The sequence below is a fragment of the Halobacillus ihumii genome, from assembly GCF_902726645.1.
Classification (GTDB): Bacteria; Bacillota; Bacilli; order Bacillales; family Halobacillaceae; genus Halobacillus_A; species Halobacillus_A ihumii.
In genome coordinates this window covers 4,112,738-4,133,400 of the sequence record NZ_CACVAO010000001.1, presented here as the reverse complement: position 1 = coordinate 4,133,400, position 20,663 = coordinate 4,112,738, and the positions used below count along the sequence as shown (strand labels likewise).

At 39.4% G+C, this 20,663-nt stretch carries 25 protein-coding genes; 5 read left to right on the top strand and 20 right to left on the bottom strand.

The window, feature by feature from the left end; all coding sequences use genetic code 11:
* Positions 1–2: 2 nt before the first annotated feature.
* From G6R08_RS20670 to miaA, 3 genes are all read right to left on the bottom strand, one after another.
* Positions 3–944, bottom strand: a complete 942-nt coding sequence (locus G6R08_RS20670; RefSeq protein ID WP_240339789.1) for an AAA family ATPase — start codon at positions 942–944, stop codon at positions 3–5.
* A gap of 150 nt (positions 945–1,094) precedes the next feature.
* On the bottom strand, positions 1,095–1,319 hold the full coding sequence (hfq, locus tag G6R08_RS20665) for an RNA chaperone Hfq (RefSeq protein WP_163530794.1): 225 nt from the start codon (positions 1,317–1,319) through the stop codon (positions 1,095–1,097).
* Between the two features lie 47 nt (positions 1,320–1,366).
* Positions 1,367–2,293 (bottom strand): tRNA (adenosine(37)-N6)-dimethylallyltransferase MiaA, encoded by a 927-nt coding sequence (miaA, locus tag G6R08_RS20660; RefSeq protein ID WP_163530792.1) that lies wholly within the window; start codon positions 2,291–2,293, stop codon positions 1,367–1,369.
* Positions 2,294–2,476: 183 nt separating this feature from the next.
* On the opposite strand from miaA, the gene G6R08_RS20655 reads away from it, so the two are divergent.
* Positions 2,477–2,836 (top strand): helix-turn-helix domain-containing protein, encoded by a 360-nt coding sequence (locus G6R08_RS20655; protein WP_163530790.1) that lies wholly within the window; start codon positions 2,477–2,479, stop codon positions 2,834–2,836.
* 81 nt (positions 2,837–2,917) lie between these two features.
* Here the strand turns inward: G6R08_RS20655 and G6R08_RS20650 are convergent, their stop codons facing one another.
* The 3 genes from G6R08_RS20650 to G6R08_RS20640 are packed head-to-tail and all read right to left on the bottom strand — an operon-like array spanning position 2,918 to position 5,674.
* On the bottom strand, positions 2,918–4,033 hold the full coding sequence (locus tag G6R08_RS20650) for an ABC transporter substrate-binding protein (RefSeq protein ID WP_163530788.1): 1,116 nt from the start codon (positions 4,031–4,033) through the stop codon (positions 2,918–2,920).
* Positions 4,034–4,048: 15 nt separating this feature from the next.
* Positions 4,049–4,834 carry an ABC transporter ATP-binding protein gene (locus tag G6R08_RS20645; protein WP_163530786.1) on the bottom strand — a complete coding sequence of 262 codons (786 nt, stop codon included), beginning with the start codon at positions 4,832–4,834 and terminating at the stop codon, positions 4,049–4,051.
* A gap of 18 nt (positions 4,835–4,852) precedes the next feature.
* A complete protein-coding gene (locus G6R08_RS20640; protein WP_163530784.1) occupies positions 4,853–5,674 on the bottom strand; it encodes an ABC transporter permease in 822 nt (273 codons plus the stop codon).
* An 861-nt stretch (positions 5,675–6,535) separates the two neighbouring features.
* Between G6R08_RS20640 and G6R08_RS20635 the strand changes: the two genes are divergently transcribed.
* Positions 6,536–7,543: a DUF3231 family protein gene (locus G6R08_RS20635; protein ID WP_163530782.1), complete on the top strand. Its 1,008-nt coding sequence runs from the start codon at positions 6,536–6,538 to the stop codon at positions 7,541–7,543.
* 122 nt (positions 7,544–7,665) lie between these two features.
* The gene (locus G6R08_RS20630; RefSeq protein WP_079529981.1) at positions 7,666–8,124 is read left to right on the top strand and encodes a hypothetical protein; all 459 of its coding nucleotides are present in this window, start codon (positions 7,666–7,668) and stop codon (positions 8,122–8,124) included.
* Between the two features lie 218 nt (positions 8,125–8,342).
* On the opposite strand, the gene G6R08_RS20625 is transcribed toward G6R08_RS20630, so the two are convergent.
* Together G6R08_RS20625 and pdxR are read right to left on the bottom strand one after the other, a co-directional pair.
* Positions 8,343–9,242 (bottom strand): DMT family transporter, encoded by a 900-nt coding sequence (locus G6R08_RS20625; RefSeq protein WP_163530780.1) that lies wholly within the window; start codon positions 9,240–9,242, stop codon positions 8,343–8,345.
* A 66-nt stretch (positions 9,243–9,308) separates the two neighbouring features.
* A complete protein-coding gene (pdxR, locus tag G6R08_RS20620; RefSeq protein WP_163530778.1) occupies positions 9,309–10,697 on the bottom strand; it encodes a MocR-like pyridoxine biosynthesis transcription factor PdxR in 1,389 nt (462 codons plus the stop codon).
* Between the two features lie 128 nt (positions 10,698–10,825).
* Here pdxR and G6R08_RS20615 point away from each other — a divergent pair, with 128 nt between their 5' ends.
* Positions 10,826–11,755 carry a DMT family transporter gene (locus tag G6R08_RS20615; RefSeq protein WP_163530776.1) on the top strand — a complete coding sequence of 310 codons (930 nt, stop codon included), beginning with the start codon at positions 10,826–10,828 and terminating at the stop codon, positions 11,753–11,755.
* A gap of 382 nt (positions 11,756–12,137) precedes the next feature.
* Here G6R08_RS20615 and G6R08_RS20610 read toward each other — a convergent pair whose 3' ends face one another.
* From G6R08_RS20610 to G6R08_RS20580, 7 genes are all read right to left on the bottom strand, one after another.
* Positions 12,138–13,214: a sensor histidine kinase gene (locus G6R08_RS20610; RefSeq protein ID WP_163530774.1), complete on the bottom strand. Its 1,077-nt coding sequence runs from the start codon at positions 13,212–13,214 to the stop codon at positions 12,138–12,140.
* Complete coding sequence (locus tag G6R08_RS20605; RefSeq protein ID WP_163530772.1) at positions 13,204–13,884, bottom strand: response regulator transcription factor; 681 nt, start codon at positions 13,882–13,884, stop codon at positions 13,204–13,206. The genes G6R08_RS20610 and G6R08_RS20605 overlap by 11 nt, the downstream gene beginning before the upstream one ends.
* Positions 13,885–13,922: 38 nt before the next feature.
* Positions 13,923–14,519, bottom strand: coding sequence for a TlpA disulfide reductase family protein (locus G6R08_RS20600; protein ID WP_163530770.1), 597 nt, complete (start codon positions 14,517–14,519; stop codon positions 13,923–13,925).
* A 16-nt stretch (positions 14,520–14,535) separates the two neighbouring features.
* Positions 14,536–15,279 (bottom strand): cytochrome c biogenesis CcdA family protein, encoded by a 744-nt coding sequence (locus tag G6R08_RS20595; protein ID WP_163530768.1) that lies wholly within the window; start codon positions 15,277–15,279, stop codon positions 14,536–14,538.
* Positions 15,280–15,936, bottom strand: a complete 657-nt coding sequence (locus G6R08_RS20590; RefSeq protein WP_163530766.1) for a hypothetical protein — start codon at positions 15,934–15,936, stop codon at positions 15,280–15,282.
* A 201-nt stretch (positions 15,937–16,137) separates the two neighbouring features.
* Entirely contained in the window at positions 16,138–16,527 is a 390-nt protein-coding gene (locus tag G6R08_RS20585; protein WP_163530764.1) for a DUF302 domain-containing protein, read from the bottom strand.
* A 58-nt stretch (positions 16,528–16,585) separates the two neighbouring features.
* Positions 16,586–17,149, bottom strand: coding sequence for a class I SAM-dependent methyltransferase (locus G6R08_RS20580; RefSeq protein ID WP_079529973.1), 564 nt, complete (start codon positions 17,147–17,149; stop codon positions 16,586–16,588).
* A gap of 109 nt (positions 17,150–17,258) precedes the next feature.
* On the opposite strand from G6R08_RS20580, the gene G6R08_RS22020 reads away from it, so the two are divergent.
* Positions 17,259–17,429, top strand: a complete 171-nt coding sequence (locus tag G6R08_RS22020; protein WP_205439444.1) for a hypothetical protein — start codon at positions 17,259–17,261, stop codon at positions 17,427–17,429.
* Here the strand turns inward: G6R08_RS22020 and G6R08_RS20575 are convergent.
* The 5 genes from G6R08_RS20575 to G6R08_RS20555 are packed head-to-tail and all read right to left on the bottom strand — an operon-like array spanning position 17,426 to position 20,658.
* Positions 17,426–18,205, bottom strand: a complete 780-nt coding sequence (locus G6R08_RS20575) for a sulfite exporter TauE/SafE family protein (RefSeq protein ID WP_079529972.1) — start codon at positions 18,203–18,205, stop codon at positions 17,426–17,428. The two genes, G6R08_RS22020 and G6R08_RS20575, sit on opposite strands and share 4 nt — an antisense overlap.
* 55 nt (positions 18,206–18,260) lie before the next feature.
* Complete coding sequence (locus G6R08_RS20570) at positions 18,261–18,488, bottom strand: sulfurtransferase TusA family protein (protein WP_079529971.1); 228 nt, start codon at positions 18,486–18,488, stop codon at positions 18,261–18,263.
* 19 nt (positions 18,489–18,507) lie between these two features.
* Positions 18,508–19,641, bottom strand: coding sequence for an MBL fold metallo-hydrolase (locus G6R08_RS20565; RefSeq protein WP_163530763.1), 1,134 nt, complete (start codon positions 19,639–19,641; stop codon positions 18,508–18,510).
* Positions 19,642–19,659: 18 nt separating this feature from the next.
* On the bottom strand, positions 19,660–20,058 hold the full coding sequence (locus tag G6R08_RS20560; protein ID WP_079529969.1) for a DsrE/DsrF/DrsH-like family protein: 399 nt from the start codon (positions 20,056–20,058) through the stop codon (positions 19,660–19,662).
* 27 nt (positions 20,059–20,085) lie between these two features.
* Positions 20,086–20,658 carry a sulfurtransferase TusA family protein gene (locus tag G6R08_RS20555; protein WP_079529968.1) on the bottom strand — a complete coding sequence of 191 codons (573 nt, stop codon included), beginning with the start codon at positions 20,656–20,658 and terminating at the stop codon, positions 20,086–20,088.
* Positions 20,659–20,663: the final 5 nt, after the last annotated feature.

Here is a 20,663-nt window from a genome sequence, read left to right as displayed (position 1 = left end):
TCTTAGTGATAGCTCGATTTCTCAGATAATAGTTGAAAGTCTTCCGCTTCAAGTGTCGTTAAGATCGCTCTTTCGTGAGTAGAGTAACTCGCTACTCTGAAAGCGTGTTTACGAATTGCCTCTTCAATGACATTTCTAACATATCTCGCATTTGAAAAATTATGCTTCGAGTGATAACAAACAGACACCAAATGTTCATACAGCTTTTTGCTGGCTTGATGGGAAAGAACGTAATCTCTATCTTGAACCATATGATCTGCAATAGCTGATAGTTCCATTGCTGAGTAATCATCAAAATCGAGTTGGATAGGAAAACGCGAAGCAAGACCCGGGTTCATCCTCATGAAATTATCCATTTCATACGGATAGCCCGCCAGGATAATCACCAGTTCATCATGATGGTCTTCCATACATTTCACAATCGTATCAATCGCTTCTTTGCCAAAATCTTTATCTCCTCCACGAGCGAGTGAGTATGCTTCATCTATAAAAAGCACCCCTCCAAGAGACTTCTTGATTAAATCTTTTGTTTTTTGCGCTGTATGACCAATATATTCCCCCACGAGATCACTGCGGTCAGCTTCTATAAAATGTCCCTTTTCTAAAACTTCCATCTCCTGGAACAGTGCTGCAACCATTCGTGCAATCGTGGTTTTACCTGTTCCCGGATTCCCTTTAAAAACCATGTGCAGCACTTGACTATTCGATTTCAGACCCATATCTTTTCTTTTCTGAGCAATCAGTACCTGTGCGTAGATTTCTTTTACACTATGCTTTAATTCTTGCAAGCCGATAATCGACTTAAAGTAGTGATCAATTTTACGAAAAGGAGCCATATGCTTTCCCTTCACAGAAGGACTTTGCACGGCATCCGCCTTTCCTTTCGCTTCATTGAGTACGATGTTAATCGCGCCTGGGCGTGCCGCTTTAGCTTGTGGATACACATCGATCCCTCCTCATTCCCTGTATCATACGCTAGGTACGAAGAATCTGTGCATTCGCCTAGTAAAAACACGACAGGTACTAAAACGCAAGTAATCATAGAAGATTTTACACAGAAAAAACGAGCACAGAACTGTGCTCGTTATCGATCTTTATTCCTTATCAAGCGCAATATTTTTCACTGGTGCGAAAGTGGAAATGGCATGCTTGAAAATTAATTGTTGTTTACCATCCGTTTCAAGCAATACCGTAAAGTTATCAAAAGCTTTCACTATTCCTCGCAATTGGAATCCGTTAAGTAAGAAAACTGTCAATTGCATACGTTCTTTCCTTAATTGATTTAAATAATTATCCTGAATGTTTACGGACTGAGCCATGAATCTTCCTCCTCTTTTCTATCTATATTAGTATCATTCTAGCTTTTTTACAGCATTCCTGCTAAATCGTTTAATATTTTTTCAAATTTATCCTTATAACCATTCGGGTGAATCTCGTACCAGGTAACACTCAGTTTATTTTTGAAATAGGTATACTGCCGCTTAGCATAGCGTCTGGAATTGCGTTTTAAAAGTTCTATAGCACGTGCCAGCGTACACTCACCTTTAAAGTATGGAATAAACTCCTTATAACCGATCGCACTCATTGATTGACTCTTTTCCAAACCACGGTCATAAAGCATTCGAACCTCTTCAAGCAAACCCTCCTCCATCATTTGATCAACACGGCCGTTAATACGTTCGTATAACAACTCCCGCTCCATTTCAAGACCGATAACAACAGGACGGAAAGGGGCGGCCGCCTTTTGCTGTTCTATATTTTCACTCATCGTTTTGCCGGTTGTTTCATAGACCTCTAGCGCTCTTAAAACACGGCGCTCATTATTAGGGTGAATTTTCTCAGCTTGAATGGGGTCGATCTCTACTAGACGCTGGTACATTTGATCTTTTCCGCACTCTTGAAGTTGTTTTTCAAGACGTTCTTGAACACGTGAATCTTTTTCTCGATTAGAAAAGTTAAAATTATGTAAGGTTGCTTCTATGTACAACCCCGTGCCACCCACTAACACAGGGCACTTCCCCCGCGACGTAATGTCCGCAATCAGTGATTGAACACGCTCTTGAAATTCCGCAACAGAAAACGATTGATCAGGATTCTTTATGTCGATCATGTGATGAACAATACCTTCCATTTCCTGCTCTGTTACCTTCGCTGTCCCAATGTCCATATCACGGTATATTTGCATCGAATCTCCGCTAATGACTTCTCCATTAAAACGCTTTGCCACTTCAATGCCCAGCTTTGACTTCCCGACCGCAGTAGGACCGACGATACTTACTACCTTCTCTTTCACATTAACACCTCCTTTTGCTGCTACCCCCAGTATAAATCACTCTACACTCACCTGCCAACCATCAGGCAACGTATCCCGTTACCTTAACTAACGTAATACGTTAGTATTTGTAAAATATCTCGTTAGTTAAGGTATCGATTTTCGTTACTAATGTGCTATAATAGCAGAAAGGAGGCGTTTGACGTGATTTATCAACGCATTCGGTCATTAAGAAAAGAGAGACATCTGACTCAAACGATGCTTGCTGAAAAGGTAGGCGTTTCCGCACAGGTTGTATCGAACTGGGAACGTCAATATACTTCGCCAGATCTTGAGGATCTCTCAAAAATTGCTTATGCCCTAAGGACGACCGCCGACTACCTTCTGGGGTTAAGCGACGAAAAAGAGGATGAAATGAGAGAGATCAAACTCTTCTTAAAAGACAAAGGCTATGATAAACCTGTCATTTTCGATAAAGAAGCATGGCTTACTGTTCAACCTGAAGAAATTAACCAAATTGAAAATTACTTCCGATTTCTGCTGCAACAAAAACATCCATCTTAATTTCCGTGAAGAATATTATGTAAACATATATAAAAAAAAGCAGCTTGGATTGACTTCCGACTCCAGCTGCTTTTTCCTTTTTTATTTTTTATATTCTCCGATCTTTTCAACCGCCTTTTCAGTTATAGAGGTATCGATCGCCTTCTCAAAATCAATCTCTCCTCGAATCGCTCCATTATTTTTATACATCTTATATTGCTTCTTAATATCTTCAATAAACATTTCGCCATTTGGATTTAACCCTGTGACCGCAACTTCACCCCATAGATCCGGATCTTTCAGAGCCGTATACTCCGTCATAATCTCTATGATGTCATCGGTTCCTTCCCCTTTAATAAAGGCATCGTTGTAATCACGAACTCCTTTTAAATAGGCCGCCATAAACCGCAGTGAAATATCGGTTTCTTCTTTGATGAAGTCAGGCGCCCCTAGCACCATAGCGATCTGAGCTTCTGGCGCATAGTCCGTCGTATCTCCAAATCGACTATGAATCCCTTGTTGAATTCCTTGAGTAATAAGTGGTTCAATTTGAAGCGCTGCATCAACAGAGCCGCTGCCAATTGAAGCGAGCATATTACCAAAGTCTGACATCAATACAAACTCGACATCTTCTTCTGTTAAACCGGCATGTTCTAACATTCTATGGAAGATATAATCATCTACAGCATTTTGGGAAGAGACAGCAATACGCTTTCCTTTAAAATCGGAGTACTCCTTTATTTCGCCCTTCAAATCGTTGCGAATGACAAATGAAAAATAAGAATCACCCTTAATATTGTGCCCTTTATCAGCAATGATTTTTACATCGATTCCTTGAGCAATAGCATTAAAAAAGGATGCCGTTGAAACCCCCCCTGCAATGTCAACTTCTCCGGCAGCCAGGGCTGGAAGCATGTCATCACTATTTGCGAATTGCACAAATTCCACTTCAATATTGTAGTCTTCAAAGTACCCTCTTTCGTTAGCAATATAAAATCCCGCTCCAGAAGCCGAGCCATCTTCCGCGATGACAACAGTTGCTTTCTTTTCAAGCGGTGCTAAATCACCAGATGGATTGTTTTCACTTACTTCATTCGTAACTTTATCCCCTGAGTTACCTTGGTCCGAAGCTTGATCGGACTGTCCTTGTAAACATCCACCTAAGACTAAAATAAGCAATAACAACGGCAGCACATAAAGGATTGTAAATTTTTTCATGTTCCATCTCTCCTCTTATCTACTTACTCTCGAACCTTGCACTTCGTCTTGCAAGTGATTCCAAATTTCAACGAAGTTATCTGCCATCGTCTGATTGGCTCGAACTTGTTCCATCGTTCTCGGACGAGGTAAATCAATAATTTTTTCAGCGATAATTTTGCCAGGTTGAGAACTCATTAACAGAATCCTGTCACTGAGCAATAAAGCTTCATCAATGCTATGTGTAATAAAAAGGACTGTCTTTTTCGTTTCTGACCATATCGTTAATAATTCTTCTTGAAGAATAAATTTATTTTGTTCATCGAGAGCGCCAAAAGGTTCATCCATTAATAATATTTCCGGATCATTAGCAAAAGCTCGCGCTATACTGACCCGCTGCTTCATCCCGCCAGATAACTCTTTTGGATACAGCTTCGCAAACTTATCAAGTCCAACTTTAGCTAAATAATAGGCCGTTCTTTCTTTGACGGTCTGTTTCGGTAAATGTCTCATTTTAAGACCGAAGGCAACATTCTCTTCAACCGTTAACCAGGGAATTACGCCTCGTTCTTGAAAGACCATAGATTGCAGCGGACGGTCTTCCTTCCCTTGGGCGATAGTAAATGTGCCAGTACTTGGGTTTTCCAGACCAGCAAGAATTCGCAGCAATGTCGTTTTCCCACATCCGCTCGGTCCAATTAAACAAACAAACTCCCCATCCTCAATATCCATCGTTATCTCTTCTAAGGCTGTAACACTGCTGGCTTTTTTGTAAAAAACTTTCGTCAGATCCTGAATCGCAATTTTCGGTTTATGATCCATGTCATCACCTCTCTGCTGTTACCTCCATGGCAGTAACTTTCTCTGAAACCCTCTTAAAATAAGCGAGAATAAATATCCGAAGAACGAAATGAGTACAAGGCCGACATACATTTCTTTTAATAAGAAAGCATTGTATGAGGTCCAAATCAAATATCCAATCCCGGAATTGGCACCCATCATTTCAGCAGCTACAATAGTTAGAAGCGCGATAGCCTGCCCCATTTGAATTCCCTCAATCATGACCGGAAGTGAACCTGGCAAAGCAATTTTAAAGAAGAAGTCTCTAGAGTTAGCTCCATAATTTTTCGCTACATCTAAATAAATCCGGTCAATATTCACGACACCTGCCACTGTATTGATGACCACCGGAAAAAACACACTTCCTGCGATCGTTACAATTTTGGATACTTCCCCAACTCCGAAAATAATTAAAATTATGGGCAATAAGGCCAATGTCGGGATCGGCATAAGCGCCATTACAAGCGGCGAAAAGAAATGACGCAGCGGAGAATACAATCCCATTAAAAGGCCAAGGATTACTCCAGGGATGACCCCAAGCAGAAACCCGGCAAATATTCTATATAACGAGATACCTATGTGGTTATATAACTCCCCGCTCGTTCCCATCGCCACAAACGTTCCCACTATTTCTGTCGGCGGCGGGAAAAACCTTGCATCAACTAGCCCTGTTCTAGATAAGAACTCCCATAAAATTAAGATAAATATTGGCGAAGAAATTGTAAGTAATTGTTTGAACCTAGATCTTATTTGTCTTTTTTTCCATTCTTCATGCTCGATCGCAAAGGGATCATGTTCTACATTCACGTTTTTTCCCTCCATCGTTCACCACCTCTTTAGACAAATAATATGTACGTTCGCCCATAAGTGTGAAAAAGAGTGGCATAACTTCTGGAACTTTTCGCACCTAGCCTCAAGGTTTTAAACTATGGCTGTTTTTACAAAAATTGTTGATAATTGATCCCATCGTTGACAGTTTTATTTTAGGATTTTTACATGCAGCTACATCTCAGGTTTAATTTGGTTACTTGCAATTATCCTTTAGTAAATACAAAAAGCCCCTAAACCTGGAAATTCCAGGTTTAGGGGCTTTTCATAATTTTACATCACTCGTTTAATCACACGACTTCACAAACATACGTTCCCATTCATAACTGACAAATACCAATAAATCCCCTTCCAATACCTAAAGCAATTTCGTCCATTTTCATACCCTTTTAGGTAATACGTGGTCAATTATGTGGTCACCGTCTTTTTGGTGGTCAGATCGATTTGACCTCCCATTTAGGCGTCTCTTCACATAGTAAGACTAACAGTAATTTATTAGGATAAAGCCCTAAAAAAACGTTTTCAAGGATGCAGTTAGACGGAAAACCAACTAATATGGACTAAAACTAGCGAAATTCTAATCCACATTCTTTGCAGTGTTCCACTCCTCATGTAGATCAAAGGATCTTAGAAAGATTACATCATGGCTTGTCTACTCTTTTTGTTTAGCCATCTTTCACCAACATGTAAAAATATAGCCAATAAAACACCTTAAGCTTATTTAACTGATCGCCCTCAGCTTTTTTAACACTCCTATGATTTTGAATTTGTATGAACAGCATCCCATTATTAAAAACCATAAAATGGGGAAAGTTATAATTGATATACAATTTGAATTTTAGGGAGGTATTAGACTTGAACAGTGAACAAGCCAAAATATCAGCTTCCGAATTAGGGAATTTGTGGCAGGCTTATATGGAAAAAACAATGCTGCTAAGAGTCTTAGAGTATTTTCTTGAACTAAGTAATGATGAAGTAGTAAAATCAATATTTCAAAACCATTATAATAAGGAAACCCTAAATGTTGAGGCAATCAAAACCGTTTTTGAAAGGGAAGGTGCCGTGGTTCCTGAAGGATATACTGGAAAGGACGTAAACAAAGAAGCTCCCCGATTATATGACGGTGGTTTTGATTTGTTTTTTATACGTACGATGACTGAGGTTTTGATGGGCTTGTATACTTTGCACCTGGGGATGTCTTACCGAAAGGATATTCGCCAGTTATATAATAGGTTTATTGATGATTTACAAGATACCTCTAATCAGGTCACGGAATACCTTTTGGAACAGGGAATTTTGATCCACCCGCCAATTGTTCCTTTACCAAAAGAAGTTGAGTATGTTGATAAGACAAGCTATATGAGCGGTATGAACATTTTAAAGCCGAAACGGGTTCTTAATACGGTAGAAATTGGTTTACTGTATCAATCTCTAGAAATTAATGCAATTGGAACACAGTTGATGACAAGCTTTGCACAAGTTGCCGAGAATGATCAATCGAAGAAATACTTTGCTAGAGGAAAAGAACTTGCCAAGCAGGTCACCACCACCATGCAAGATATCTTATTGGAAAGTGATATTCACCCGCCCTCCATTTGGGCTGGTGAAATAACAGAATCAACCCTCTCACCTTTTTCTGATAAGTTAATGATGTATATTACCAATATGTTATCTGTCTTTAGTCTCAGTGGGAATACTTTCGGATCTGCATTCAGTATGCGGAATGACTTAACATTAAAATTGAATAAAATAATGAAAGATACATTTGACTTTGCTGAAGATGGAGGCAAGATCATGATTGAACATGGGTGGATGGAAGAACCCCCTCAAGCAGCAGACAGGAGAAAACTATCAAAAGAATAGATTAGTTAAAGGTATATAGGCAATGCATATACGCATTGTCTTTCTCTTTCTGTAGCATTAGGAAGATACCCCTAGGGAATTATAAGTGAATAAACATAACTTCTATTATTTGGATGGGTAGTATGAATAAATATAATAAATATGAAAGACTTTTTTGGAGTATTGCATTTCCAGGTTTTGGACAAATTTTAAATGGTAAGTTCCTTAAAGGCTTCCTTTTAATTGCACTGGAATTTCTGGTGAATGTTCAATCCAACTTTAACAAAGTAATCCTTTTAAGTTTTCATGGGCAAATTGACAAAGCGATTGAACAAACGAATTATCAATGGTTAATGTTTTATCCATGTCTTTATATGTTTTCGGCATGGGATGCTTATAAAGATGCCGGGGGTGGAAAAAAACCTTTTTCATTTTTGCCATTTGTAATTTCTGCCTACTTCGTAACTGTTGGACTAATCTATTCTCCGGATTTGAGGGTCATGGGTGTATTATTGGGCCCCATGTGGTTACCCATATTGTGCGTGGCGCCGGGGATAGGAATCGGGCTACTATTTAAAAAGCTTATAAATCAAACCCATTAACTCATTCCTTTACAGGTATGTTTCCTATCTGGAATAGTACATTAATATAAGTCCTAAAATATAACACCTTTTTGCGCGACACGGAAAATAGACCGAGTTGCACACGACAATTTTCATATGCTTTCCTAGACTAATGATTGGATTCACTCGCTTGATAGATTAATTACGTATGCTTCCTAAGGCGAAAACAATTCAATCTGATCATAACTATTCAATTCTTATACTGTGTTCTTTATTGGCGTTCGAGACTTTCTTCCTAACCCATTAACGATAATTACGCCGGAAATTGCAATAATTCCCCCAACAAGGGAAAGGGTACTGGGCCACTCATGAAGCCAAATCCATGCAATGAGGATCGCTATCGCTGGTTCCAAATACATCATACTAGTAACGGAACTAGCGTTACCTAACGAAAGAGCAGTTGCCCATGTGACATAAGCAATCGCCGCGGGGAAAATGCCGACATAAAGGGCTGATAGATTGGCTTCCATCGTTGCGGTTTGAACGGATTGAAAGAGTCCAGGAAAGAAACAAAAAAATGGTAACGTCCCCGCCCATGTAAAATAAGCCGTCAATTCAATCGGACGATAACGTTTTAAGAAAGGTTTTTGAAATACAAAAAATATCGATGTGGCGACAGCGGCCATTAATACTAGAAATGCTCCTCCGGAGATGTCTAAGGCTGGACCTGCGGATCCAAGGGTAATTAATATAATCCCCGTTAAACCAATCCCTAGACCTATCCACCCAAAAAAGCCCAGACGTTCTTTTAATACCATGACAGCAATTAATGCAGTAAAGACTGGAGCTGAACCAATCAGCATTCCTGCTGTTCCGGCTGAAATGGTTTGTTCACCAAACGTTACCCCTAGATGATAGATACTAATACCAATCCATCCAAGGATGAAGATATTGATTAGGTCTTCCTTTTTCGGTAACCGAAAGTGGACGCTTGGCCACAGAGCATAAAGGAGAAAAGCTCCTGACGCTATAAGATAACGTATAAGGACTAAATGTCCTGGAGTGTAGCCGCCATGTAAGCTGGCACGAATAGCAGCAAAAGTCGACCCCCATATCATAATTGTGATGAATGCCATCAAGAAAGCCTTTGAGTTCATTGGTTTCCCCTCCCAATCCTATTTTCTTATCTCGAAGATGAGCTTAGCCTACTATTTATTTAACATTTAACCAAACCATGCTTCCGACAACAGCTGAACGGCGTTCTGTATTTTTTTCTCAGACAAAGCCGCAAAGCCAAGTAGTACTGTTTTGTTATCATTCATCCCATAATCTGAAACAGGGTACACTTTTACACTGTATATTGCCGCCTGTTCAATGAGTTCATGCTCTGTCATGCCATTGTTGGCACGTACCAATAAATGCAAGCCCGAATCTTGACCAATGATTTCGGCGCATTTCGGAAAATATGTTGAAATCGCTGAAACAAGTGCATCTCTTTTCTTGCGATAGACGCCCCTCATTTTCTGGATATGTCTTTCCCAGTACCCCTCTTGCAAAAACCTCTGTAAAATTTCCTGATCGATTCGTGAAACAGTCTGCGCATAAAAGAAATAGTCTTTTTGGTACACTTGAGCAAGCGATTTAGGCAAAACCATATAACTTATACGCAACGATGGCAGTAACGCTTTGGAAAATGTGCTCATATATATCACATTGTCATTTGAGTCCAATCCTTGCAATGCCGGAATTGGCTTCCCTTTATAACGAAATTCACTATCATAATCGTCCTCAATTATATAACGTTCTTCCTTCTCTTCTGCCCAATTTAGCAGCTGCATTCGCCTTGAAATAGGCATAATCATCCCGCATGGAAATTGATGGGAAGGTGTGACAATTGCCACATCCGCCTCGTTTTCCTCTAAATGTGAGATAAGCATCCCGTCTCCATCAAGCGGGACCATCTCTACATGCTTTGCTTCCTTTTCGAACGTAACCATTTTACGGTGATAACTAGGATCTTCCACAGCAAAAGTACTTCCTTGCAGCAGCTGAAATAAAATTTTCATTAAATATTGCGTTCCGGATCCGACAATAATTTGACTTGGAGAACATCGCACACCACGGGATTCGTATATATATTTCGCAATGGTTTGTCGCAGCTCCAATTCCCCCTGCGGGTGCCCCATCATCAATACAGCTTTATTATCGTTTTGTATTACTTCACTTGCTAACTTACGGTATAGTCCAAATGGAAATGAATCGGTATCCACCCCTGTATAAGAAAAATTAAAGGTATAATCACGGTCACCGTATAATCTTTCTTCTACGTACTGAACGCTTCTCTGTATCTCGTATAGGTTTTGTTCCATTTCACATACAAAGAACCCTTTGCGGGGGCGTGCTTCTATGTAACCTTCCGCAACAAGCTGCCCGTAAGCAGTTTCAATTGTATTCTGACTGATTTGCAGATGATGGGATAGCTTTCGCTTAGAAGGAAGCTTTGTCCCAGATGTTAAATTTCCCAATTCCATTTCTTGTTTAATATGGTGATATAACTGTTCATATAACGGTTCTCCACCATGTGGATTAAGCTTCGGTGTTAATTCCAACATATATTACTGACCCCATTATTTTTGATAAAACTGATACTTACAATAGTATCAGTTTTTAATTATAATACATCCATATTAACCAGTTCTTTTTGCTAAAATCAAGAAAAAATTACAAGGGGGACTCCATCATGAAGAAATCCCGTCGTATAGGTCTTATAATGATTATTAGTGGCGCAGCGTTATGGGGACTGTCCGGTCCTATGATTCAATGGCTCTTTCATCATACTGAATTATCATCCATAAACTTTTTGGTCGTTCGATTGTTGTTAGCAGGTTTTTTTATCTTGAGTTACCTATTTTTCCGTAAGAAGAATGTTTTCGGGATTTGGAAGCACCCCCGTCATTGGATCCAACTTATTATTTTTGCTGTTTTTGGCATGCTGGGAGCTCAATATGCCTTCATTGAAGCCATCCACGTAAGCAATGCCGTCACTGCGATGCTGTTTCAATTCTTTGGACCCGTTTTGATCACCATTTACGTCGCCATTCAGATTAAAAGACTGCCGTCTCTTACGCAATTCCTAGCTATCATTACAGCATTAACGGGACTCTACTTTTTGATTACCAATGGATCAGTGGAGAATGTTGTGTTATCAAAAAAAGCCATCGTCTTTGGTGTTCTGACGATGCTTGGTTTTACTTTCTATACACTCCATCCTGCGTCTCTTATCAACCAGTGGGGGACCGTAGTCATTGTCGGCTGGGGCATGTTCATTGGAGGAGTAGTATTATTTTTATCTCACCAAACATTTAGTGTTTACTCCCTAACCGAAACATTAACCATGAACACTTTCTCTATGATGATCTTAATTATTATAACCGGAACTCTTTCATTTCTATCTTATATCGGAAGCTTAAAATACCTATCTCCCACAGAAACCAGCATTTTAGCTAGCATTGAACCTCTGGTGGCCGCAATCATTTCAGTGACCTGGTTAAACGAATCATTCGGAGCCTACCAACTGTTAGGAGGTATTTGCATAATTGTTGCTGTCATTTTCTTAACCATACCGAAGAAAGAGGATGAACTTTATGCAGCGACACAGAAAGTATCCTGAGGGGCGTCTGTCTCTTCATTTGTATAAGTAATAAAAAGACATAAAAAATTACAGTGGAGGAATAGACCGATGGAAAACAAATCCACATTGTTATTAATTAGTGCCGGGGCATCGTTATGAGGAATAATCAGTGTATTTGTAACGTATCTCTATGAAATAGGCTTTACACCAACACAAGTTGTTACAATGCGTGTTCTATCCGCAACTTTATTTCTAATTGTTTATGCTCTGTTTAAGAATCGTCAGCTCCTAAAAATTAAAATATCAGATTGTAAATACTTTTTAGGGACAGGTATGCCTTAACTTTGCTAAATTATTGGATCTACATATTGGTGTTTTATAATAAGAATGCCCTTTGCTGAGAAGTCCTTGGTAATCAATATTAACAAAGAGGTAAAATAAACCAGAAGGTATGATGATCACCTCTTGAACTGACGCCAACCCTTCCATTATGATGTTCTACAATTTCTTTTGTTATCGCTAGCCCTAACCCTGTCCCTCCTGTTTCGCGGTTACGAGAGGAATCCACTCGATAAAATCGCTCAAATATTTTGTTCTGTTTTTCTGTCGGTATAGGTTGACCCGGACCCGCAACGGAAACCTTGTATTCGGACTCCTGTAATTTACCCTTGATCACAATTGGGCCAGAACCTTGGTAGTAACGAATGGCATTGTCGAGCAAATTACTGATAACCTGCTGGATCCCTTCATTATAGACATTCACCTTCCCATGATCTGCTTGAACATCTACTGAAACCCCTACTTTCTCTAGAGGCCATCGAAACATCTCTACGGACTGATCAATTAATAAAGCCATATGCACAGCTTCCTTTGCGGAAAAAGATTGGTGTGAGACATAATCCCATTCCTTTAATTGCTCCAGCTGTTCAAGCATGTTGGTAAGACGCTGGGATTCTTCATAAAGCGATTGGTACAGGTGTTGATCACCTTCAATCACACCATTTTTTAAAGCACCAAGGTATCCTTTTAAATTAGATAAGGGCGTACGGAATTCATGCGATAAGTCAGATACTAGCTTTTGTCGATGTTGGTGATTGTTTTGTAATTGCCTGACTAACCCATTAAAGTGTCCTATTAATTCCCCTGTTTCGTCCTTGGAGTTACTTTCAATAGGAGCTGGGTAATGGCCTCGTTTCATACTTTTAGTGGACTCAATCAACTCCCTTAACGGATGTATCAGTTTTTTTGTTAAGTAAAAATGGATCATACTACCAACAACAATCGCCGTAAGGCTGAAAACCCATAAGTAATGAAAGAGAGTTGAATTAAATTGGGCCTGTTTATCGACATTCATAAATGCCATTCCATCGACTAAAAAACAAGCCGTGTTATAAATAGCCCAACTACTAAGAACGATAAAAGCAGAAACAACAGCTATATTTAATAGGGTTAGACGCCATAAAAATCGTTTTGGAAGCCATGATATTTTATTGAACAAACTTATACCCCATTCCTCGAACAGTACAAATACGTTTTGGTAATGCAGGATTATCCTCGATTTTTACCCGAAGCTTTTTAATGTGTGCATCAATGGTACGATCCAAAATCGTTTTATCAGCTAAGGGGTATAGTTGATGAATTAATGCTTCTCTCGAAAGAACCACATTTGGATTTTCCATAAAATGATAAAGAAGATTGAATTCATGTTTGGTCAAACTAAGTGGCTTATCGTAAAGTAGAGCTTCTCCTTTTCGCGGCTTTATGCATAGGCCTTCATAGACAATCTTTTGGCAAAACTGTCCCGTTCTCCGCAGAACTGCTTCAACGTGTGCGACAAGTTCTTCTGGATCAAACGGCTTTGTTAAATAATCATCCGCACCTAATTTTAATCCACTAATTTTATCATTTGTACGTGTTTTAGCAGAGACCATGATAATCGACACTTCATTTTGTTCCTGTTCCCGAACCCATTTACACAATGCTTCCCCACTCAGTTTAGGCAGCATTAAATCGAGAATTATTAAACATGGATGGTAAGTTAAAAAGACCTTCTTTGCTTCTTCCCCATCAGAAGCCTCTATTACCTCATAATCGGCTTTTTTTAAGTAAATACTAACAAGTTCACGGATTAATGGATCATCTTCTACAACTAATATGGTTTGTTTCATGGGATCACCTCCACCTTATTGTACTTAACAAGAGAGGATCATTTCATCTTTTTGAACTCTTGAACCATACGTTCGTAATTTAACGCACCCAGGGCTTTGTGTTGAATGATTCCATTTGAATCAATCATAAAAGAAGTTGGGATCGGGCGTATTTCATAATTCATAGCCACTTTGCTTTCATTATCTAATAATACAGGAAACGATAACCTATACTCATTCACAAAGTCTTTCACCTCCTGCAAATTGCCCTCTGTCTGAGTCAAATTAACAGCTAAAATTACCACGTCCTTATTTTGATAGAATTTTTCCATATCCGGCATTTCAGCTCGACATGGAGGGCACCAAGTAGCCCAAAAATTCACCATTACTCGTTTTCCGCGGTAATCTGATAATTTTACGTTCTCACCTTTTAACGTCTGAAGCTTGAAGTCGGGAGCGATATCACCTATGTTTAGGCCAACGGAAGCTTCTGTACCGGAAGTGTTGTTCACCTTATCATTAGAAGAGTCAGGTTCCTCTTGTACCATTTCTTCATTTGTATTTGGATTTGATATAGAATCCGCTTGAAAAGCAAGATCATACACTGCCCATCCAAACATTCCAATCATAACAATGATAATTAACGTCTTTTTCATGTGTAAATCCCTCCTTTTATCCTAAGTTAGAGAACCAACTATCTTGTACCAGCCGCAATAAAAGGTTAGATAAGCGAGCCATTTGCCCTGTAAATAGAAGTACACCCATAACAATCATAACGGCTCCCCCTACTTTCATAATTTTTTGGCTATATCGTACAATCCATTTTGTGGATCCAAGGAAAAAGGTAAGTATCAAAAACGGAATCGAAAAACCGATGACATACATGATTGTGTACAAGGCTCCTTGTGTTGGGTTACTGGCAGCTACAACTAAAATTGATGCAAAGATCGGACCAATACAAGGTGTCCACCCTGCTGCAAAACCCATTCCAACGAAGATAGTCCCTAAATACCCAACTGGCTTTTTAGAAAAGTGGTAACGTTTTTCCTTCATAAACGATGTCACTTGGAGCCACCCTGCAACGAAAAGTCCCATAATGATAATAAAAAGACCAGCAATCCGTTGGAGGAATAATCCAGATTCACCTGATAACAGTCCTTGGATCCATTGCCCCAAAAAGGAGACACCTACACCCAGGCTAATAAAAATCATCGAAACACCAAGCAAGAAGAAAGCAGCATGCAACAACAATTTGCTGCGTATCTTCCATTCATTTTGATGCTGAATTTCCTTCACACTCATCCCCGTAATGTAAGATAGGTACGCTGGGAAAATAGGCAAAGTACATGGGGAGAGGAAAGACAGAATACCCGCACCTAAGGCAAGCCATATCGTAATATCAGCTGCAGCATCCATTTATGTAACCCTCTTTCTATAAAAAAATAGTATTATACTACTAATAAAAGTAACGCTATAAAACCACTGGTCTAAGTCAAATTGAAAAACACTTGTCTGATAAAAAACGGATAGGAACCACTGCCCCAGACTCCATCCCCAAATACTGACAGACGTCAGTTGCGCAATTGTTATCTTGCCCTGAAGCAGGATCAGGACAATCAAGAGGGTAACCAATAACATTAGGTAGCCCCAATCCTCTACACCATACCCCCAGGTGATGTGAATAAATTCATTAACAAAGGAGGCAGATAGGAAAACGTATATAAAGGATAGGAGTAGAACTAGAAACTCCTGATAGTGATCAATTAATTTGTACTCGGTATATATTAAAGTGAATAATAGCGCAATATAAAAGGCCTCTGAATTACTTGGATAGGCTAGTATCGCACGTGGATCACTTAAGAATGTAGAAAAGTTGATTATGATCTTTCCAATCCAAAGTGAAATGACAAATACAATAAGCAGGGAAATTAGTTCATTTAATCGTTGCTTTGTTTCTAACTTTGAAAAGGGACCAATGATTCGAAAAAAGAAAAAGCCTAGTATAAAGCTCCCCAACAGTACTATGAAGGAGCTTTTAATAATCAGAGGACCTATTACCCAAGCTGTTGGCACTGTTGAACTCCCTCCTTTATAAATCAAATTATGTATATCATAAAACTGGAATGTGAAAGTTTCATGAAAATAAGTGTATTTAAAAAGTAATAATGATTGAGGTATAACCCGCGCGCAAAAAAAGCCCCATTTTCGCGATTATAAACCGTGAAATGAGGCTCTAATTCAAACATTATCCATTTATCTTCTAACGCAGTGATATTAATTATTGGCGGCTTTGTCCATACATGCAACAAGCTTAGACTCAATATCTTCTGCAAAAGTTTTTAACGATTCATCTCCCGTTAGCTCAACGAGTGTTGTTGGCTTAGGCATCCCAATTTTTGTTTTTCCTTGCTCTTCATACACAACAATCTTACAAGGAAGAAAGTAACCGACCATAAAGTTTTGTGTTAAAACTTCTTTTGCCGCCTCTGGATTACAAACTTCAAGAACTCTATAGTTCTGATTGTAATCGAATCCCTTTCTCTTCAAAGTATCTTTGATATCAAAATCCCAAAGAACGCCAAACTTTTCCTCTCTAAGCACCTCTTCCAATACCTTTACTGATTCATCAACTGTTTGATTGGCTTCAACTGTATAATGAAACATTGTACTGTCCCCTTTCTAATACTTTGTATAAGGTCCCCTTTACCCTAACCTCTTAAACTCATTTTGCCTTAATGGCATAATGACTTGAATAAAGTTGAAAGATTGTTGTGTCGAAACCCTGAGTTTGTAAGGCCTCAGACAATTCCTCTGAAGGAATTTTTTCATGGATTGGTGGACCATCGTCTGCTTCAATTGCTTCCCACTCGATAAACAAAACGAGTCCCCCCGGTTTTAAAATTCGCCTAATTTCAGTTAAAGCATTCTCAATACTCGGAACTTCATGAATAACCAAGGAGACCATCACTTTATCAACCGATTGTGAGTCAATTGGGATATGTTCTAAATCACTAACGAGATACTCAATATTGTTAACCTGGGCTTCTGATGCCCTATTCTTTAACATCTCAATCATTTTAGGCTCAATATCCACGGCATAGACAGGTTCTTTCGTATGCTCGGCCATAGGTATAGTGAAATAACCATTTCCAGCACCTAAATCGGCTAAAGTATCATGTTTATTTAACTCCAGCATATCCATGATCTGTTTATAAGGTAATTGCTGTTGTCTGTCCTCGCTTAACAATTTATCAGCCTTTTCAGGATTAAATCGGTGTCCTCCCACTCTACTCACTTCTCCAATCTAACGTTTTTATCATGTTTAATTTCCTGTTATAATACCAAGTAAACAGATGAGTTTTATAAAATTCCTTTTGAAGGGGGGGTAAAAATATATGACGATAAAGAATCTATTTAAAGACAAATGCCCTCAATGCAAAGAACATTTAACAGTAAATCGAACAAGTTTACTCTCTAGCCAGGTGGTTAAATCCTGTCCTAAGGGGCATTACAAAAAAGAATATCACCCTGCCCTTGAATCCTATATTGAGACCGTTCAAGATTAATATAGGATATCAAACCAAATTTTAATGGTTGTAGCAAAAATTAATAATGCCAATATACCTTGCAAATACTTGCTATTGATTTTTTTACCTAAAGTTGCTCCTAACGGTGAGGCAATTAAACTAGCTGCCACCATAACAAGGGCTGGAAGGAACGGAACTTGCCCTGTCGCTATTTTCCCTGTTGTGGCACCGATAGATGAAATAAACGTTACAGCTAATGAAGTCGCAATGGTTATTCTGGTTGGGATTTTTAATAGGACTAACATGATAGGAACAAGGAGAAAAGCCCCTCCTGCACCGACAATGCCTGCCCCAATTCCAACAGCAAAGGTTAAAACAGCCGCGACGAACTTGTTATAATGAAGCTCTTCATGATTGGCTTTATCTATGCCTTTTTTGGGGACGAACATCATCACACTAGCGAGGATCGCCAATAGCCCATATACAAGGTTGATACCTTCCTCTGTTAAGAGTCGTGATCCAAATCCCCCGATCAAACTTCCAACTAATATGCTGATCCCCATGGTTACAATTAAACTCCTGTTTAAATATCCGCCTTTTCGGTAGACCCAAACACCAGATAATGTCGCAAAAAACACTTGCACAGCCACAACACCGGATACTTCGTAAGCGCTTAATCCCTCAAATCCAAACAAGATCGGAATATAGAGTAACATGGGGTAATTGATAATGGCACCACCGATGCCCAGCATGCCGGACAATAAGGATCCTGTAAAGCCAATGAGAAATATCGTTAAAATAAACGTTAGTTCCATCCTCTTCCCCCTTAGTAAAAAGGGAGAACACGGTCCTCCCCTTTTTGTTTCACTCTTAGCCTTTTTGAATCCAAAATTTCAGTACGCCATCTTCCTCTGTATCTTTTAATAATTCATGGCCACCTGATTTTGCCCATGCCGCTAGATCACTTTTAGCTCCTTGATCCGTTGCATGAATTTCTAATACGTCCCCTGAGTTTAATTCCTGAATAGCTTTTTTTGTTTTGACGATTGGCATTGGGCAAGCCAAGCCTGTTGCATCTAATGTTTTTACTGCTTCCATGATTTTCTCCTCCTTTTAATTACCCGTGAACCGCACAACGGTTGGGTCCAATTTCCATTTCCCTACGTTCTTCTTCATCCGGATTTACTTTCCCCATGTTGGTATGGCGAATCTTTTCATACGCATTTGGCTGTGGCGGAAGGTTATCCGTCACCATTTTCCTGAACTCACCTTCATCATCGACTTGAAGACCCGAATTTTTCTGATAAAGATCTCCCAAACGGGCAGACACTTTACCACCTTTGCCAAGTTCTTTGGCAAAGGAAAAGTGAGCAGGGAGCACTACCAAATCATTAGAGAGTTCTTTGTATCGTTTATATAATGTTTCACGCAGATCTCCAACCCAATCTTCTGCCTTTCCTGCTAGATCAGGACGACCAATGGACTCAATGAACAGGATATCTCCTGTAAGAAGGTATTGGTCATCAATGATGAGGGACGTACTTCCCAGGGTGTGACCCGGTGAATAAACCGGTTGTACTTTTACCGTCGTATTTCCTACAACGATATCTCTGCCTTCTTGAAGAGCTGTATGGTCAAACGTAACATCTGTTGCATCTTTAGGAGGTAAATAATAGGTACCTTTAACGTTTTCCGCTAATTGACGTCCACCAGAAATATGATCCGCATGTAAATGGGTATCGATCAGATGCTTAATGTTCACACCTTTTTCCTTTGCAAAGGTTTCATAGATATCCGTCATTCGATTGGCATCTATAACCGCAGCTTCTCCATCAGATTCAATGAAATAGGAGAGACAACCTTTTCCAAGACGGACAAATTGATAAAGGCTTCCCCCGCCGTTTAAATCAGCGACTTTTGTTGGCTCTAAGTGTTCACTCCAGGCTTTCATACCACCTTCTAGGGAATAAACATCAGAATAGCCAGCTTCCTCAAGTAATTCGCCAACCATTTGGGAAGACCCGCCTTTCGCACATACGACGATCACTTCTTGGTCTTTTTGCAAGTCCCCTTCTACAGATTCAATCCCATCGAGCAAATTAAAGTAGGGTTCGTTAATAACCTTGACTTGACCGCCTTCAATTTTCCAATCATCAAATTCATCCGTATTCCGAACATCTAATATCAAGGTCTCTTCATGATTGACAACTTTCTTTGCTAGCTCACCAGTTGTGATCGTTTTTACAGTCATTTGTTTCTCCTCCCTTACCTAAAATGTTAATGACATATTAGCGTCTTTCGCATAATCAATGAATGAAGCAGCTCCGCCTACTTCAATTCCTTCAACAAAATCACCTTTTTCTAAACTCATAACATCCATGGTCATTTGACAAGCAATTAATTTAATATTCATTTCTTGAGCGATCCCGACTAACTCTTCTATAGAGGGAACGTTTGCTTTTTCAAACCCTTCTTGAAAGTGTTCCTTCCCTTCTGGCAAGGGCAAATTTTTGTGCCCTTCTTTATGAATGAGGTTTAACCCTTCAAACGTAAAGAATATTCCTACTTCTGCATCGGATGCTGCAGCAGCTGTAGCTACATTAAATACCTTATACGCATCAAAGAGACTTCCATTAGCTGCTATAATTGCGACTTTCGTATTTGCCATGTTTTTATCCCTCCAAAAATATATTTTTTAATTAGTTTTATCAGTTGGACCTTCCCATTCAGCCATACCCGGAACAACATTTCTTACATGTTTATATCCTTTACCACTTAGCTTTTGGGCAGCTAGATCACTGCGGCTACCTGTACGGCAAATGACGTGCAGCTCATCATCTTCATTTAATTCCTCAAAACGTTCCTCAAGTTCACCCAAGGGTATATTGATAGCTCCCGGAATATGACCAAAAGCAAATTCTGCTGGTTCACGTACATCTAAAATCGATAGATCTTCATCTCCATCTACTTTACTTCGAAGATCTTCTAGTTCTGTAACATCCTCGTGTTTTGTTTCTCCATTTGTTTCGGATTCACTTGCCTTACGCACATAGTGTGTCAATACCTCCCTTTCTTCAACCGTACCAAGGTATTGATGTCCTGTGCTTTCCGCCCAGGCTTTTATATCGGCAGTAGACCCTTTGTCTGTTGCTTGAACTTCAATGACTTGCCCTGGTTCTAAGTTTGTTAATGCCTTTTTCGTTTTGACAATCGGCATAGGGCACGCTAATCCTTTAGCATCTAATCGTTCATTTGCTTCAATATTCATGTGAA